This is a genomic window from Paenibacillus sp. FSL H3-0286 (assembly GCF_045040705.1).
GTDB classification, from domain to species: domain Bacteria; phylum Bacillota; class Bacilli; order Paenibacillales; family Paenibacillaceae; genus Paenibacillus_AQ; species Paenibacillus_AQ odorifer.
In genome coordinates, this window is the sequence record NZ_CP150285.1 from 4,993,700 (window position 1) to 5,009,655 (window position 15,956).

General features: G+C 47.5%; 16 protein-coding genes. 2 read left to right on the forward strand and 14 right to left on the reverse strand.

The window, feature by feature from the left end:
• Positions 1 to 69: 69 nt before the first annotated feature.
• The 9 genes from MHB37_RS22520 to MHB37_RS22560 all read right to left on the reverse strand — a co-directional run bounded on the left by MHB37_RS22520 (position 70) and on the right by MHB37_RS22560 (position 8,352).
• The gene (locus MHB37_RS22520) at positions 70 to 1,401 is read right to left on the reverse strand and encodes a pyrimidine-nucleoside phosphorylase (RefSeq protein ID WP_036676056.1); all 1,332 of its coding nucleotides are present in this window, start codon (positions 1,399 to 1,401) and stop codon (positions 70 to 72) included.
• 161 nt (positions 1,402 to 1,562) lie between these two features.
• Positions 1,563 to 2,381, reverse strand: coding sequence for a purine-nucleoside phosphorylase (locus MHB37_RS22525; protein WP_036676055.1), 819 nt, complete (start codon positions 2,379 to 2,381; stop codon positions 1,563 to 1,565).
• A 49-nt stretch (positions 2,382 to 2,430) separates the two neighbouring features.
• On the reverse strand, positions 2,431 to 3,609 hold the full coding sequence (gene deoB, locus MHB37_RS22530; RefSeq protein ID WP_076129494.1) for a phosphopentomutase: 1,179 nt from the start codon (positions 3,607 to 3,609) through the stop codon (positions 2,431 to 2,433).
• A 242-nt stretch (positions 3,610 to 3,851) separates the two neighbouring features.
• Positions 3,852 to 4,745, reverse strand: a complete 894-nt coding sequence (gene xerD / locus MHB37_RS22535; protein WP_076184121.1) for a site-specific tyrosine recombinase XerD — start codon at positions 4,743 to 4,745, stop codon at positions 3,852 to 3,854.
• A 159-nt stretch (positions 4,746 to 4,904) separates the two neighbouring features.
• Positions 4,905 to 5,138, reverse strand: a complete 234-nt coding sequence (locus MHB37_RS22540; RefSeq protein ID WP_036676052.1) for a DUF4227 family protein — start codon at positions 5,136 to 5,138, stop codon at positions 4,905 to 4,907.
• Between the two features lie 163 nt (positions 5,139 to 5,301).
• The gene (locus tag MHB37_RS22545) at positions 5,302 to 5,766 is read right to left on the reverse strand and encodes a Fur family transcriptional regulator (RefSeq protein ID WP_036676051.1); all 465 of its coding nucleotides are present in this window, start codon (positions 5,764 to 5,766) and stop codon (positions 5,302 to 5,304) included.
• 90 nt (positions 5,767 to 5,856) lie between these two features.
• Positions 5,857 to 6,507, reverse strand: coding sequence for a stage II sporulation protein M (gene spoIIM, locus MHB37_RS22550; protein WP_036676050.1), 651 nt, complete (start codon positions 6,505 to 6,507; stop codon positions 5,857 to 5,859).
• Positions 6,508 to 6,589: 82 nt separating this feature from the next.
• On the reverse strand, positions 6,590 to 7,789 hold the full coding sequence (locus MHB37_RS22555) for an endonuclease Q family protein (RefSeq protein ID WP_405168564.1): 1,200 nt from the start codon (positions 7,787 to 7,789) through the stop codon (positions 6,590 to 6,592).
• Positions 7,780 to 8,352 (reverse strand): NUDIX hydrolase, encoded by a 573-nt coding sequence (locus MHB37_RS22560; protein ID WP_036676048.1) that lies wholly within the window; start codon positions 8,350 to 8,352, stop codon positions 7,780 to 7,782. The genes MHB37_RS22555 and MHB37_RS22560 overlap by 10 nt, the downstream gene beginning before the upstream one ends.
• A gap of 77 nt (positions 8,353 to 8,429) precedes the next feature.
• Here MHB37_RS22560 and MHB37_RS22565 point away from each other — a divergent pair, with 77 nt between their 5' ends.
• Positions 8,430 to 8,603 carry a hypothetical protein gene (locus MHB37_RS22565; protein WP_162636775.1) on the forward strand — a complete coding sequence of 58 codons (174 nt, stop codon included), beginning with the start codon at positions 8,430 to 8,432 and terminating at the stop codon, positions 8,601 to 8,603.
• Positions 8,604 to 10,148: 1,545 nt separating this feature from the next.
• Here MHB37_RS22565 and MHB37_RS22570 read toward each other — a convergent pair.
• Entirely contained in the window at positions 10,149 to 11,276 is a 1,128-nt protein-coding gene (locus tag MHB37_RS22570; RefSeq protein WP_076129490.1) for a tripeptidase T, read from the reverse strand.
• Between the two features lie 94 nt (positions 11,277 to 11,370).
• On the opposite strand from MHB37_RS22570, the gene prli42 reads away from it, so the two are divergent.
• A complete protein-coding gene (prli42, locus tag MHB37_RS22575) occupies positions 11,371 to 11,472 on the forward strand; it encodes a stressosome-associated protein Prli42 (RefSeq protein ID WP_094872112.1) in 102 nt (33 codons plus the stop codon).
• Between the two features lie 70 nt (positions 11,473 to 11,542).
• On the opposite strand, the gene lipB is transcribed toward prli42, so the two are convergent.
• The 4 genes from lipB to MHB37_RS22595 form a co-directional block, all read right to left on the reverse strand.
• Positions 11,543 to 12,262, reverse strand: a complete 720-nt coding sequence (lipB, locus tag MHB37_RS22580; protein WP_339244282.1) for a lipoyl(octanoyl) transferase LipB — start codon at positions 12,260 to 12,262, stop codon at positions 11,543 to 11,545.
• A 55-nt stretch (positions 12,263 to 12,317) separates the two neighbouring features.
• Positions 12,318 to 13,688 carry a dihydrolipoamide acetyltransferase family protein gene (locus MHB37_RS22585; RefSeq protein WP_076184130.1) on the reverse strand — a complete coding sequence of 457 codons (1,371 nt, stop codon included), beginning with the start codon at positions 13,686 to 13,688 and terminating at the stop codon, positions 12,318 to 12,320.
• Positions 13,689 to 13,833: 145 nt separating this feature from the next.
• The gene (locus MHB37_RS22590; RefSeq protein ID WP_036676034.1) at positions 13,834 to 14,820 is read right to left on the reverse strand and encodes an alpha-ketoacid dehydrogenase subunit beta; all 987 of its coding nucleotides are present in this window, start codon (positions 14,818 to 14,820) and stop codon (positions 13,834 to 13,836) included.
• A gap of 3 nt (positions 14,821 to 14,823) precedes the next feature.
• On the reverse strand, positions 14,824 to 15,855 hold the full coding sequence (locus tag MHB37_RS22595; protein ID WP_076184133.1) for a thiamine pyrophosphate-dependent dehydrogenase E1 component subunit alpha: 1,032 nt from the start codon (positions 15,853 to 15,855) through the stop codon (positions 14,824 to 14,826).
• Between the last annotated feature and the right edge of the window lie 101 nt (positions 15,856 to 15,956).

Sequence of the window (15,956 nt, forward strand, 5' to 3'; positions counted from 1 at the left end):
GTTATGGGAGGATCGCTGCTTTGTTGTTTGTTTAAGGCCATAGCCATGACAATATTTATATTGCCTAGGCTAGTACCGTGTTACCCCATCTTTAGTAACAAGTGCAAATACCAAAGGTTGGGCAGGAACAGGTTCAGAAGTGATACGGTAGGCTTCTAACACCTTACCTTCAGCTTCCTCTACTTTCTTCTCACTGGCATCATTGATATGCAAGACTGCAAGCGTCTCGCCGATCTCTACAGCATCTCCAACCTTTTTAGAAAGTTGAATCCCCACAGCCAGATCGATTACGGATTCCTTAGTTTCACGTCCAGCTCCAAGCAGCATAGCCGCAACGCCAATTTCCTCGGCCTGAATCCCTTCTATGAACCCTTTGGTTTTTGCTTTCACTTCAATGAATCGCTTAGCCGTAGGGAGCTTCTCCGGAGAATCAATTTGCGATACATCTCCACCTTGTGCCTTCACGATTTGTTTGAACTTCTCTAGCGCACTGCCATCTTCAATATGCGTCATAAGAATCGAACGTGCCTCCGCTTCATCCTTGGCTTTGCCGCCAAGAACAAGCATCTGGCTGCCCAGAATAAGACAGACCTCCTGCAGATCCTTCGGACCGTGACCCTTCAAGGTCTCGATTCCTTCCTTAATTTCCAACGCATTTCCGATCCCGTAACCAAGCGGCTGGTCCATATCACTGATAATCGCAACGGTATTGCGACCCAGATGCGTTCCAATGTCAACCATCGCCTGAGCGAGTGCTATAGAATCATCCAGCGTCTTCATAAAAGCACCGCTGCCTGTTTTGACATCCAACACGATCGCATCCGCACCTGCTGCAATCTTTTTGCTCATCACAGAGCTTGCAATAAGGGGGATGGATTCAACTGTTGCAGTTACATCCCGAAGGGCGTACAGCTTTTTGTCTGCGGGTGTAATGTTACCCGACTGGCCGATCACGGCAGCCCCGATCTCCCCTACTTGGTCAAAGAAACGCTCACGAGCCATCTCGATAGAGAAACCACTGATGGACTCCAGCTTATCGAGCGTGCCTCCAGTGTGCCCAAGTCCGCGGCCGGACATCTTCGCTACCGGTACTCCAGCAGAAGCTACCAAGGGTGCCAGTACTACAGTTGTTTTATCGCCCACTCCGCCTGTGGAGTGTTTATCAACCTTAATGCCTGCAATTGGGCTAAGATCTACTTGATCGCCGGACATCGCCATTTCCATCGTTAGATCGCCGGTTTCCCGCGCGTTCATGCCTTGGAAATAAACAGCCATTGCCCATGCAGAGAGCTGATAATCAGGCACTTCACCTTTACTGTAGCCCTGAATTAAAAAGGAAATTTCCTCACGACTCAGCTCTCCACCATCTCTTTTTTTCTGAATAATATCTACAGCTCTCATATTACACCTGCACTTCACGGACAATTGCGTGAGCAAGTCCGATAAATTTTGGTCTAGTCAAATTAGTTACCTTCATTATCTGTTCAAACGTCAATGGCTCAAGCTCATTCACTTGTGTCATAGATTGGACCTCCCAAAAATTCAAAATGCAGTATCCGAAATTACATTTTCGGAATAAAGCCCAACACCAGCTTCAGGAAACGCTCACGCACACGATCTGCAGTTTCCATAACCTCTTCATGGTTGAGCGGTTGATCCAGGATTCCCGCAGCCATGTTAGTAATACAGGAGATACCCAATACCTCGATACCTGCATGCCGGGCAACAATGGTTTCCGACACAGTAGACATGCCCACAGCGTCAGCCCCCAGATGACGAAGCATTACGATTTCAGCAGGTGTTTCGTAGCAAGGTCCCAGCAGACCTGCATATACACCTTCTTTGAATTCGAAATTCTGCTGCGCTGCCGTTTCCTTCGCTACCTTGATCAGGCGGCGGCTATAAGCGGTTGACATATCCGGGAAGCGCACGCCCAGTGCAGGATCATTAGGTCCTATTAACGGGTTCCGTCCCGTCATATTCAGATGATCCGTAAGGAGCATAAGATCGCCCGGCGTGAAATCTGTGTTCACTCCACCAGCAGCATTAGTTACTAATAGGCTGGCTATACCAAGTTCTTTCATAACCCGAACAGGGAATGCCGTAACCTCCGGTCCATAACCCTCATACATATGAAAGCGGCCCTTCATCATCACGACACGGCGTCCTTCAATCATACCGATCAGCAGTTCTCCCTCATGCCCTTCTACAGTGGACACAGGGAAGTGAGGAATCTCATCATATGGAATGCTGATTCCATCGGTGATCAGGTCTGCCAGCACACCGAGTCCTGAACCAAGGATCAATCCAATTTCCGGAGCCACCGGACATTTGTCTTTTATATAAATGGCTGCTTCTTGAATTTCTTTTTGAGTTAACATGCTATGGAAGATCCTCCTTAATGAATGTTGTGGCGCAACCCACATTCTTTCATTGCAGTTTCGCTAAAAAGCTTGTCCCATACTGCGGCGCCTTCGCACCGAAATTATCAGCAATGGTTGCAGCAACATCTGAGAAGGTCTCACGAATACCCAAGCTATCTGGATGCTTAAGGCGTGGGCTGTAAATAAGCAGCGGCACATATTCACGAGTATGATCTGTTCCACTATGGATTGGATCATTCCCATGATCTGCTGAAATAATCAACAGGTCATCTTCACCAAGCGTGGATAGAATTTCAGGCAGCGCCTGATCGAATACTTCCAGTGCATGACCGTATCCTTCCGGATCGCGGCGGTGTCCATATAAAGAGTCAAAATCCACCAGATTCGTGAACAGCAACCCGTTGAACGGTTGGCGAAGCTGCTCAATGGTAACTTCGATACCATGTTCATTGCTCTTCGTAGGGTAAGAAGCTGTAACCCCTTCACCTGTGAAAATATCGTTGATCTTTCCTACCGCGATAACATCTTTTCCGATATCAGCCAGCGAATTCATTACCGTTGGTTCCGGTGGTTTCACGGCATAATCATGGCGATTCGAGGTCCGTACGAACTTTCCTGGTTCGCCAACATATGGACGAGCAATAACGCGCCCTACGGAGAATTCAGGAGCCATAGTTAGCTCACGGGCGATTTTACACGCGCTGTATAGCTCTTCCAGTGGAATGATATCTTCATGTGCCGCAAGCTGGAATACACTGTCCGCAGAGGTGTACACAATCCAAGCTCCGGTCTTCATCTGCTCTTCGCCATATTCAACTAAAATTTCCGTACCGGAAGCCGGTTTATTACCGATCACTTTCCGGCCAGTTGCTGCTTCGAATTTCTCAATCAATTCTGCCGGAAATCCATCCGGATACGTATTGAATGGAACCTCAATTTTCAGCCCCATCAGCTCCCAGTGCCCGGTCATCGTATCCTTACCTACAGATACTTCCTGCATCTTGCCATAATATCCAGTTGGTGAAGCTACAGGTTCAAGCGGCGGCAGCGGAGCAATATTAGCTAATCCTAACTGCTGAAGGTTAGGCAGTTTTAATCCGGGAACACGGTTCAAAATATGGCCAAGCGTATGCGACCCTGCATCACCAAAATTCGCAGCATCTGGAGCTTCTCCGATACCTACACTATCCAAAACAATAAAACCAATTCGTTTAAATGAGGACATATTGTCTTCACTCCTTTTTTAATATAGATCGTTCGTTCATTCGTTTGCACCAACAAGAAGAAACGGCTGTACCTTCTCCCGGAAGTCAGACGCTTCCGTAGCTAGCGATACAATGTATCGCCTGTCAGGTATCCGTTTCTGCCAAAGGATAACCTGTGGAAAATTACCCATTCCCCAGTCTATCCTATAAGTATGATTCCATCATAACTATCTTACTCACAAAAAGCATCTTTGAAGCATGATCAGCGAGCTCTGGGATGATGGCTCTCATATACTTCCTTCATATTCTTACGCGCGATACCGTTATAAATCTGAGTCGTCGAAATATCAGCATGACCCAGCATTTGTTGTACGGAACGCAAATCTGCTCCACCTTCCAGTAAATGGGCGGCGAAGGAATGCCTAAGCGTATGCGGTGTAATATCCTGCTCAATGTTTGCTTCCCGTGCGTATTTTTTTATGATTTTCCAGAACCCCTGGCGGGTTAAACGCCCACCTAGGCTATTCAGGAACATGGCCGGCTCCTCCTGATGATCACGAAGCAGCTTGTCCCGCATAAGAGAAGTGTAAGCTGCTACACTCTCTGCAGCAATGGTTCCGATGGGAACCACTCGTTCCTTGCCCGAAGTCCCTGTACAGCGCGCAAACTTCATGTCTGTATGCACATCGTCTACGTTAAGAGAAATTAATTCAGAAACCTTTATCCCCGTTGCGTAGAGCAATTCCAGCATAGCCTTATCGCGCATCCCTTGTGCTGTACTCACATCTGGAGCAGCTAGCAGCCGCTCAACCTCCGAAACCGCAAGCACCATAGGTGGCTTCTTATCGGGCTTCATAGTTTCCATGTCCAGTGTTGGATCCTGCTCAATTAAACGTTCCTTCAGCAAATAATGAAAAAAGGCCCGCAGGGACACCGCGTTTCTGTTGAGCGTTGCAGTGGCTCTTCCCGCTCCGCGTAAGGAGCCAAGATATAACATCACATGAGATCTTCGGATTTCTTCAGGCTGCTCAACCCCCCGCTCTTCAGCAAACTCTAGAAACTGCGATACATCCCTACCGTAAGATTCCAGTGTATTCGGGGACAAGCCTTTATCTCCGGACAAATAATGTAAAAAAGGCTGCAAGTGTGACTTCATTATTTCACGCTCCTGTCCTGGCGCAGCTACTCTTAGTGTCTTCCTGCAGCACATTCAGCATGAGGCTTTAGCAGATGTGTACACAACGCTTACTCTGCATAAATCCACCCTAGCTTTCTTCGACATTCTTCTCGCTTGTTCCTGCTTCCTGCGGAGCTTTCATTCTCCGAACCAGTAATAGAAACGCAAGCGCTGCCGCGCATCCAGACCATCATCACCAACCTCGGCGTGATCAAATGCCCGAACAGCGGTGCCTTCAGGAATTCCATAGTTCTCTATCGGACTGAGCCATTCCCCTAACCAGCTCATAGCATAGTAGAGTAAATAGCTCAGAGCCACAAACATGATCATAAAATACAGCTTACGCACTGTTTTGGGCACAGAAACAATCATAAGGACGCCTCCTATTACATATAAATGAATTCTGCTCGTCCTTCATTTTATGCTCCAAAAAAGGCTGATATGTATGGCTCTAATAGACTAATCATTTAAAAAGCCCCCTCCGGTATAGGAACCGGGGAGGACTTGTGAAGTTAATTCTTAATATAAGATAACTTTAGGATGGATTTCCGTCTGTATTGTTCTTATCAGTACAGCGGTAGCAAATCCCATGGAAATCAAGTCTATGATCAAGCACTGTGAAATTAAACTCTTTCTCCAGTCGTTCTTCCAGCGGACCGAGCCAATCCTCGCGAATCTCATCCATACTGCCGCATTGCACACAAATTAAGTGATGATGATGATGCTTCGCAGTATCTGTTCGCAAATCATACCGGGCTACACCGTCGCCGAAATTGATCTTTTCTACGACATGAAGCTCACTGAGAAGTTCGAGGGTACGATACACAGTCGCAAGACCGATCTCGGGAGCTTTCTCCTTCACGAGCATAAATACGTCTTCCGCGCTAAGATGATCTTCCTCATTCTCCAGCAGCACTCTTAAGGTCGCTTCCCGTTGGGGTGTAAGCTTGTATCCTTGGGATTGTAACTGTTGCTTAATCTTGTCTATCCGTGCTTCCACCTGTCTCCCTCCCCCTTGGATAATTACCGCACCGGTCTTCAAACCACTTCTTCCATTATAGGGGGTGTCGCTTTCAGAAGTCAAACGCTTTTACTGCACAGTCAAGGTCGTCACCGCTTGTACAAGTGAAGGCGTGACCCAACGCATCATGGTTGGTGTAACCCAGGTCTCAAAACATGAAATACCCAGGATCAAAAGCGCCATCACAAATGACAATATAGTGTACATGGTAAAAGGACGAGTCACTGGCGTCCGGCGCTGTCCCATCACCCGGCTGCGGATCATCTGCAAGGAAAAAGCTATCGCAGCTGCACTGCTTACCAGCAGCACAGGGATCAGCACCAGATTATGTGGAGCCACAGAGACTAACGCGAACAACATCCCATGCCAAGAATATTGACTGACCAGACAGCCAACCGTAAAACCAATCAGTACCCCTTTTAAAAAATCAAGAATCAAAATTCCCGGCAGCCCAATGACCGACAACCCAAGAATCCAGATCAGTCCGATCCATTTCAGATTCAAGGCCGCTATACTCCAGTACGAATCAGGTGCGGCTGGCAGACCTTGCTGATCAACCGTAACAAAGAAATTCCCCAGATAATCCCCCAGCTCCTGCTGCTGATCCATCGTAAGCGCACTAACGATAAGAGCTCCAAATACAACACCTACCAGAAATAATACGCCGACAAAAATATACAGAGGCGTCTGTTCCTTCATCATCAGCCGTAAATTACGCATTTGGGACGTTCCCCTTTCCGGTTACATGTTACACCATATGAGAAAACGTCCCGCGATATGACTTGTCCTTCAGGTAATGACTCTACTTTATGGGCTGAACCACTTTACCGTACGTCCCGCCACCGCCTGCTGATAGCTCCAAAATTCCAGAGCGGGCCTGGACGATCATCGACGCCAGATCCGCACCTACAACGCTGGCAATTTCCGCTTCACCACAACCATGTAAAATGTTCATCTCAGTTCCAAACGCTTGCAGTAACGCGTTCATCTTCGCCTTCCCTAACCCCGGGATAAATTCAAGCGGAACCTGATAATGATAGGGTGGACGGTCAGCAGGTACCAGCGGCGTATTGCGGTCTGCAATATCTAGGATCCGGTCAAATACACCTCTAACCAGCTTAAGACTGCCGCAATACTGGCAACGATCCGAGTTGACATAAGCCTCATCAATAATACTGCCACAGCCCCCGCAATAGCTCCGGTGGTATTTGCCAAGCCGCGGATTAAGTCCGAAATTAGCACTTACCTTCCGCCCATCTTTACGTTCCAGTGCAAGCCGTAGTTCAGCGAACGAAGGCTGTGCCAGCTCCATCACATTATACTCACGCCCTAACTTACCTAGTGAATGCGCATCTGAGTTGGTTAGAAACGTGAAATCATCCAGTTCAGAGAGATATCCAGCCATTTCGGAATCTGCACTCAGCCCAAGTTCAACCGCAGCTATGCGTTCCAGATCAAAGATGTCCGCCATACGCTCGGCAGCACAGCCGTACAAGCCCTTGTGAGGCGTGAAAATATGTGCAGGGATAAGAATGCCTCCCCGCCCGTAAATCTCATCCTGAAGCTCCCTAGCCGGAGCATACAGGCGTTGGGAACTTAGATTCACGTTCCGCATATAGCGGCTCATCCACGCACTAAAGTCAGTCATGCGTTCCACGTCCGGCATGTAAGCGAGCACATGGCACTCTTTTCGCCCAGGCTCGCGGATTTCAATCTCTGTTCCCAGAATGATCGTAGTCCCTCGGTAAGCAATGCCTCCACCTTCAGCTAATGTCATCTCTCCAGATTCCAAAGACCGCTGAATATCCCGCAGGACGCCAGGTGAATGACTATCTATAATACCGATCATTTCTAGTCCCTTGCGCTCTGCAGCTTCTTTGGCAATGCCCGCAAAGGTAAGCTCGCGGCTGCCGCTAATTTTGACAGCCTGACCTTCCGACGTTCGCCCAATATGAACATGCAAATCGCAATAGAAACTCTTCAGTTCAGTTGTTAATTCCATTGGCCTGTCAGCGTGTATAGATGCCAAGCGTACACTGCCATCATCGTTTTTGCATCCGCGATGCGCCCGTCAGCCATATATTGATACGCTTCCTCCAGGGTAAGCTCCGAAACCTCTAGAAATTCATCCTCGTCCAGTGACATGTCCCCTGGTTGAGCGTTAGTAGTCACATACAAATGAATAATCTCATCGGCGAAGCCGGGAGAAGTATAGAAAGATTTAAGCAATTTCAGATCTCCACTGTGAAATCCAGTCTCTTCCTGAAGTTCACGACCAGCCGCAACTAATGGATCTTCACCTTTATCCAGCTTCCCAGCCGGAATTTCTACCTCAGTGCGTTGCATGGGCTGACGGTATTGCTCTACAACAAGCATTTTGTTGTTGTTTAAAGCAAGCACCGCTACGGCGCCGGGATGCTTCACAACTTCACGTGTCGCAGTATTTCCATCAGGCAGTCTCACTGTGTCCACCTGCAAAGATATAATCTTCCCATCAAAAACTGGCTGTGTAGACAATGTCACTTCATCAAGCTCGGGTTTGCTGTGCAAATGTTGTTCTCCCATAAAGTTTCTGGTCTCCTTTTTCTCTATTGTGCATACGGTGTATTATAGCAAACTTAAAGGGAAAGAAGGAATTTCAGATGAATGAAATCTTCAGCCGTACAAGCTCATCCGCAGTGATGATGGTAGGTAAGCCGGAGGAAATAAAGGCCATCTTGGCTGGATGGATCCAGCAGTATGGGCGCGATATGCCCTTGGCATACATTCTTTCCCTGCACGATCAATCCGCAATTCTTCCGTCCAAGGCAGGATAAATTCATCCTCTCCTTTGGGACTTAGCCATACATGTTCACACAACTATAGGGGGTGTCTCAAAAGCCATGAAATGGCTGCTGGGGCACCCCAGTCTTTTTGCGTCGCCCCGATTAGGGGGGCTATCGTGCTTACGCTGCAGGTATTGGGCACAGGTTGTTTGATTAAGCGACTAATAGGCTTACGATGCTGGCATCATACATAACTTGTTGATCGCTCACGATGCTGATATCTAGCACAAGTTGTTTGATTAGGTTGCTATTGCGCCTACCTTTGTACGCTATCGGACTCGGTTGACCTTAAACACACCTTTTCCCCACTTTTGCTATGCTATCGGACCCCAGTGACGCTATCAGCACGAAAAACACACTATATGCTCCTCTTCTTAAGGAATAGCTGCGCTCGTGTCCGAAACTCCTCTCAAATGGCGATAATTTTGCTTTTAGCGTCATCTGGGTCCTTTCGCCTCAAGAGAGGGGGCGGACTTGGTGCTGTCGCTCTCTGCCCATTGGAAGTGACTCGCGCTTTCGGACTCAGTTGACCTTAAACACACCTTTTCCTCACTTTTGCTATGCTATCGGACCCCAGTGACGCTATCGGTACAAAAAACACACTATATGCTCCTCTTCTTATGGAATAGATGCGCTGGTGTCCGAAACTCTGCTCAATTGGCGATAATTTTGCTTATAGCGTCATCTGGGTCCTTTCGCCTCAAGAGAGGGGGCGGACTTGGCGCTATCGGACACAGTTGCACTTAAACACACCTTTTCCCCACTTTTACGATGCTATCGGACCCCAGTGACGCTATCGGCACGAAAAACACACTATATGCTCCTCTTATTAAGGAATAGCTGCGCTCGTGTCCGAAACTCTGCTCAATTGGCGATAATTTGGCTTATAGCGTCATCTGGGTCCTTTCGCCTCAAGAGAGGGAGCGGACTTGGCGCTATCGGTTGTGTCTCTGTGCTATGTGATGTGTCTCAGTACTATCGAATGTGACTCGTTGCTGACTCTGCGCTGTGTAATGTGTCTCTGTGTTATCGAATGTGACTCTTTGCTGTGTGTGACTCGCGCTATCGGACACAGCTGCACTTAAACACACCTTTTCCCCACTTTTGCTATGCTATCGGACCCCAGTGACGCTATCGGCACGAAAAACACACTTTATGCTCCTCTTATTAAGGAATAGCTGCGCTCGTGTCCGAAACTCTGCTCAAATGGCGATAATTTTGCTTTTAGCGTCATCTGGGTCCTTTCGCCTCAACAGAGGGGGCGGACTTGGCGCTATCGGACTCAGCTGCCCTTAAACACACCTTTTCCCCACTTTTACGATTCTATCGGACCCCAGTATCGCTATCGGCACGAAAAACACACTATATGCTCCTCTTCTTAAGGAATAGCTGCACGGGTGTCGCCAAAAGCAGCGTTAGAGGTCGCATGACTTTTTTGGATTGCTCTAAATATAGCTACACTAACTCGACATAAAAAATACAGAGCAGCAATCCTCCGTTACGGTAGAATCGCTGCTCTGCTGTTTTATAAGGTGGTTAGCCCTTTACGCTCTCTTTTACAATATTCACAACGAGTTCAGCCACTTTAACGATATCTTCGGCTTTAATCCGTTCCTTGGTAGTATGGATATGTTCATAACCCACTGCAAGGTTAACAGTCGGAACATCTAGACCGTTGAACACGTTAGCGTCACTACCTCCGCCAGAGTGGAACAGACGTGGAGTAAGCCCCATAGAAGTAATGGCCCGCTGTGCAAGCTGCACTACCGGATCATGTTCATTAAAGCTAAAAGCAGGGTAGATGATTTCACTGCGGAATTCGCATTCTGCGCCGTATTCCCGCACAGTTGTCTCGAGTGCTTCGCGCATCGAAGCGATTTGATCGCCAACCTTCTCCTGCACAATACTGCGTGCTTCTGCATCCAGCTGGACGTGATCGCACACTACATTCGTTGGGCCGCCGCCAGCGAACTTTCCAATATTCGCTGTGGTTTCGTTATCAATACGACCCAGCTTCATGGCTGCAATCGCTTTGCTAGCGACTTGAATTGCGCTGATGCCGTCCTCTGGGTTCACGCCAGCATGAGCCGATTTCCCAAAGATTTGCATCGTGATTTTAGCCTGTGTCGGTGCTGCCACCGCAATCGCTCCAACTTCACCATTGGAATCAAGCGCAAAGCCGAAGTCTGCATCCAAGTTGCTTGGATCCATCGAACGTGCGCCCAGCAATCCAGATTCTTCACCCGCTGTAATCACGAATTGAATCTGACCATGCGGAAGCTTTTGCTCTTGGATCACGCGAATGGCTTCGAACAATGCCGCAAGCCCTGCTTTGTCATCAGCTCCAAGAATCGTAGTGCCATCACTTGTAATCCATCCATCTGAACCAAGTGTAGGCTTGATATTTTGTCCGGGAACAACCGTATCCATATGGCATGTGAACAGAAGCTTTGGAGCAGCTCCTCCATTCTCAGCTGGCCAGGTAATGAATAGATTACCTGCTCCATGTCCGGTTCTTTCCTGGGAATCGTCTTCGAGCACTTCTAAACCCAGTTCGTTAAACTTACTCTTAAGAACATCAGCAATCTGCCGTTCATTTCTTGTTTCACTATCAACTTGGACAAGTTCCATAAACTCCTGAATCAATCGGTCTTGTGAAATCACTGGACTTCCCTCTCTTTCGTGAATACGGTACAATGGTTGTACGGCATTACCATCTTCATGTTAATAACTTAAACTAAATCTAAAGGAGTTACCCATGCAACGTAATAAATGGTTCAAGATCTTCATCTACGTCATGTTGTTTGCCATGATTGCCTCTACGCTCTTTATGGTTATCGAGCCGTTCCTTGCAGGTTAAACATTGCTCAGGAAGCATTAATAATAGCGGCTAGGAACTCCTTGCCGCTATTTGGCCTGCACGTTTGTTCCTAATCAACCTTTGCCATATCACAGAAAGTATCCATCAGCTCTTCATATGGAAAATGTTTCAAGAAATATGGAACCAGCTCTCTAGCCACCTCTTGAAGCTCAAATCGACGACCTGCACATTCCTCTAGAGAAGTTATCCCAAAATCGGTGATCCCGCATGGAATAATCCCTTGAAACCCGCGCGCCGCAATCCCCTCAGAAATGTTAAAAGCAAAACCATGACTGGTAATAAAACCTCTTCTAAATTTACTCTTATTAAACTTCACACCAATAGCACAGATCTTCTCATCGCCAACCCATACTCCGGTGTACTCCGGTTTACGATCTCCGACAATACCGTAGGATGCCAAATAATCAATAATAACAGCCTCCAGACTGCGCAAGTACCCATGCAAATCCACTTTGCCATCTTCTCCGAGCTTAAGGATCGGATAACCTACAAGCTGACCGGGTCCGTGATATGTAATATCTCCTCCGCGATCGATTTCAAACAGCGCGATTCCTTTTTCTTCGAGCTGCTCATGATCCAAGAGAAGATGTTCAGGATGATTTTGTGAACCAATAGTATAGGTAGGCGGATGCTGCAAAAGAATAAGTCTCTCCGGCTGCTCGCCAGAATCAATGGCATGCACACTTTCTTTTTGCAGCTCCCAGGCCGTCCCATACTCCATAATAGGGTCATATGAAATCTGCAGCTTACGAATATCCGAATTATTCATACCGTCAGGTCCCCTTTTTCAGTCTCATGCCTGCACAGTTTGGCTCGTTATTATTTTAGTAAAGTTTCGTATCCGGGGTATATCCTTCAATATTATCCTTGACGCGTTGCAAGAAACGACCACAAATGACTCCGTCCAGAATCCGATGATCGAGCGACAGACAAATATTAGCCATTGATCGCACACCTATCATATCGTTAATGACCACAGGTCTTTTTACAATCGATTCAAATGTTAAAATCGCTGCCTGTGGATAGTTAATGATTGGATAAGAAAGAATGGAGCCAAACGAGCCTGTATTATTTACAGTGAAAGTCCCTCCCTGCAAATCTTCCAGGCTCAGTTTGCCTTCGCGTGTTTTTTGTGCCAATTCATCAATCTCACGAGCCAACCCAGCGACATTTTTCTGATCAGCCTTCTTAATCACAGGAGTGATAACCGAATCTTCTGTACCTACCGCTAACGAGATATTGATATCACGTTTGACAATAATTTTGTCTACAGCCCAGACAGAGTTCATAATCGGGTAATCCTTAATCGCACTCACAACAGCCTTCATCATGAAAGCCAGATAGGTTAGATTGATACCTTCTTTACGCTTGAACTCATCCTTATGTTTATTGCGCAGTGCGACCAGATTAGTCACGTCTACCTCAATCATTGTCCAAGCATGCGGAATCTCAGAGACACTTTGACGCATTCTTGTAGCAATTGTATTCCGGATTGGCGTTACATCAATCAGGTATTCAGAACTGCTGCCTCTGCCACCCTCAACTTCAATTGTTGGAATACGAGGAGATTCGCTCAAGTGTAGACCCGAATGGCGAAGTGGCTCTTCTGCCTTCTTCTCTTGGGCTTGAACGAACTGTGGAGCAGGCGGTTGTGACGCCATTGGGGCAGGCTGGCTAGCAGAAATCGAAGCAGCAGATCTAGCTCCGCCGCTTTCGAGGAAGGTCAGCACATCCTTACGGGTAATCCGACCACCCATACCAGTACCAGCAACTAAAGTCAGATCGATGTTATGTTCAGCAGCCAAAGTCTGTACCGCAGGAGAATAGCGTGCACGCATCATATCGCCAGCAGTTGAAGTCGCACTTTGTCCTGCAGCATTATTAGAGGAATTAGCTGCAACTGTGTTAGTGTTAGTCACGTTTGCAGCAGCAGATGCAGTCACAGGCACGGCTATACGACAAATGACTTCGCCGACATTGACAACCTGGCCTTCTTCCGCCAATAGTTCACCCATAACTCCATCTATCGTTGAAGGTAATTCAGCATTTACTTTATCTGTAATAAGCTCACATATTGGTTCGTATTGCTCTACCGGATCGCCCGGTTTCTTCAGCCATTTGCCGATCGTCGCCGATACTAGCGATTCCGCCAGCTGCGGCATGATCACGTCAGTCAACTTTTGGTTGTCAGACATCTTTTCACTCCTTAAAAGTTTTACGAAGCATTGACTCTTAGAAAGACTACATAGTAAAACTTGCTTCGTAAGCATATTCTTAAAGTTTTACGAAGCTTCGTCAGCATCACCTGAGTTTTAGGAAGCTTCGCATCTACTCAACAAATTAATATTGTGCCAGCCGGAGCATTTCCGCCTTCACTTTTTCTTTACTTAGCATGAAAAACTTCTCCATTGGCGGGCTGATTGGCATCGCCGGAACATCGGGACCACAAAGACGGAAGATTGGTGCATCCAGCTCGAACAGACAATGCTCAGCGATAATGGCCGCCACTTCGCCGCCAATTCCGCCTGTTTTATTATCTTCATGCACAATCAATACCTTACCGGTCTGACGGGCAGCAGCAATAATCGCATCACGATCCAGCGGTTGCAAGGTACGCAGATCAAGAATATGTGCTGTAATTCCTTCCTCGCGTTCCAATTCTTCCGCAGCCTGCATAGCAAAATGCAGCGGGAGACTGTAGCCAATCACCGTAATATCCGTTCCCTCACGCAGCAGATTAGCTTCGCCAATTGGAACGGTGTAATCCCCTTCCGGTACTTCTTCCTTGATCAGCTTGTAACACTTTTTGTTCTCAAAGAAAAGCACCGGATCAGGATCACGTACAGCTGCCTTCAGCAATCCTTTAGCATCATAAGCGGAGTAAGGCGCTACAATCTTCAATCCAGGTGTACCAAAGAAAATCGATTCTGGACACTGTGAATGATACAAACCGCCGAACACCCCGCCGCCAATAGGAGCACGAATGACAACCGGGCAACTCCAATCGTTATTTGAACGATAGCGGATTTTAGCCGCTTCACTGATAATTTGATTCGTCGCCGGAAGCATAAAGTCGGAGTATTGCATTTCAGCTATTGGTTTCATTCCGTACATAGCTGCTCCGATGGCTACACCAGCAATCGCTGATTCAGCGAGGGGTGTATCCATAACCCGCTCTTCGCCAAACTGTTCCTGTAGACCTTTAGTTGTGGTAAATACGCCGCCTTTGAGACCAACGTCCTCACCAAGCACGAACACGGAATCATCGCGCTCCATTTCTTCCTTCATCGCGAGCCTGATGGCATCGATATATTCCATTATAGCCATGGTTTATGCCCCTCCTTTGAGGTCGGAATCACTGTATACATGCAGCAGTGTGTCTTCCGGTTTCGGGAACGGAGCATTATCGGCATACTCGATAGCCGCTTTAAGCTCAAGATTGCATTCAGCAGCAAGATCTTGTTCTTGCTCGTCACTCCACAATCCCAGACCGATCAAGTAATTACGGAATCCTGCTACGCCGTCCTTCTTCCAGTTCTCATCAACCTCTTCTTTGGTCCGGTAAGCCAGATCATTATCTGAGGTGGAGTGTGGAGACAAACGGTACATCATCGCTTCAATCAGCGTAGGACCTTCACCCGCGAGGGCTCTTTCCCGCGCTTCCTTAACGACACGATAAACCTCAAGCGGATCGTTTCCGTCTACACGCACACCAGGAAATCCATAACCCAGTGCACGGTCGCTAACCTTGCCGCCTAACTGTTTATGAACAGGAACAGAGATTGCATACTGATTGTTCTGGCACATGATAATAACCGGCAGCTTATTCACTCCGGCAAAGTTACAAGCTTCATGAAAATCCCCCTGATTGCTGGAACCTTCACCGAAGGTTACAAAGGAGACGAATTTCTTCTTCTGCATTTTGGCCGCCAGAGCAAAGCCAACCGCATGAGGGACCTGCGTGGTTACAGGGCTTGATCCTGTCACAATACGCAGACGTTTACTGCCAAAGTGACCCGGCATTTGCCGCCCACCACTGTTTGGATCTTCTGCCTTAGCGAATACGGACAACATAAGTTCGCGGGTAGTCATACCCACTGAGAGCACGAAAGCATAATCGCGGTAATAAGGTAAAAAATAATCATTTTGCCGGTCCAGCGCGAACGCCGCCGCCACCTGACCCGCCTCCTGGCCTATACCGGAGACATGAAAGTTGATCTTGCCAGCGCGCTGAAGCAGCAGACTGCGCTCATCGTATTTACGAGCGAGCGACATATATCTGTACATATCGATGACCTGGCCGTCACTAAGTCCAAGCTGCTTATGTCTGTTAATCGTTTCTACAGTACCTTGGGGTTCCATAAAGAGATACCTCCTTATTCATAAAGCCTGAAGTCTTACAGGAATTAAGACCAATTGTGCCCTGATCTTAAAACCTGGTACTAAGACTTGACTTGAGTATA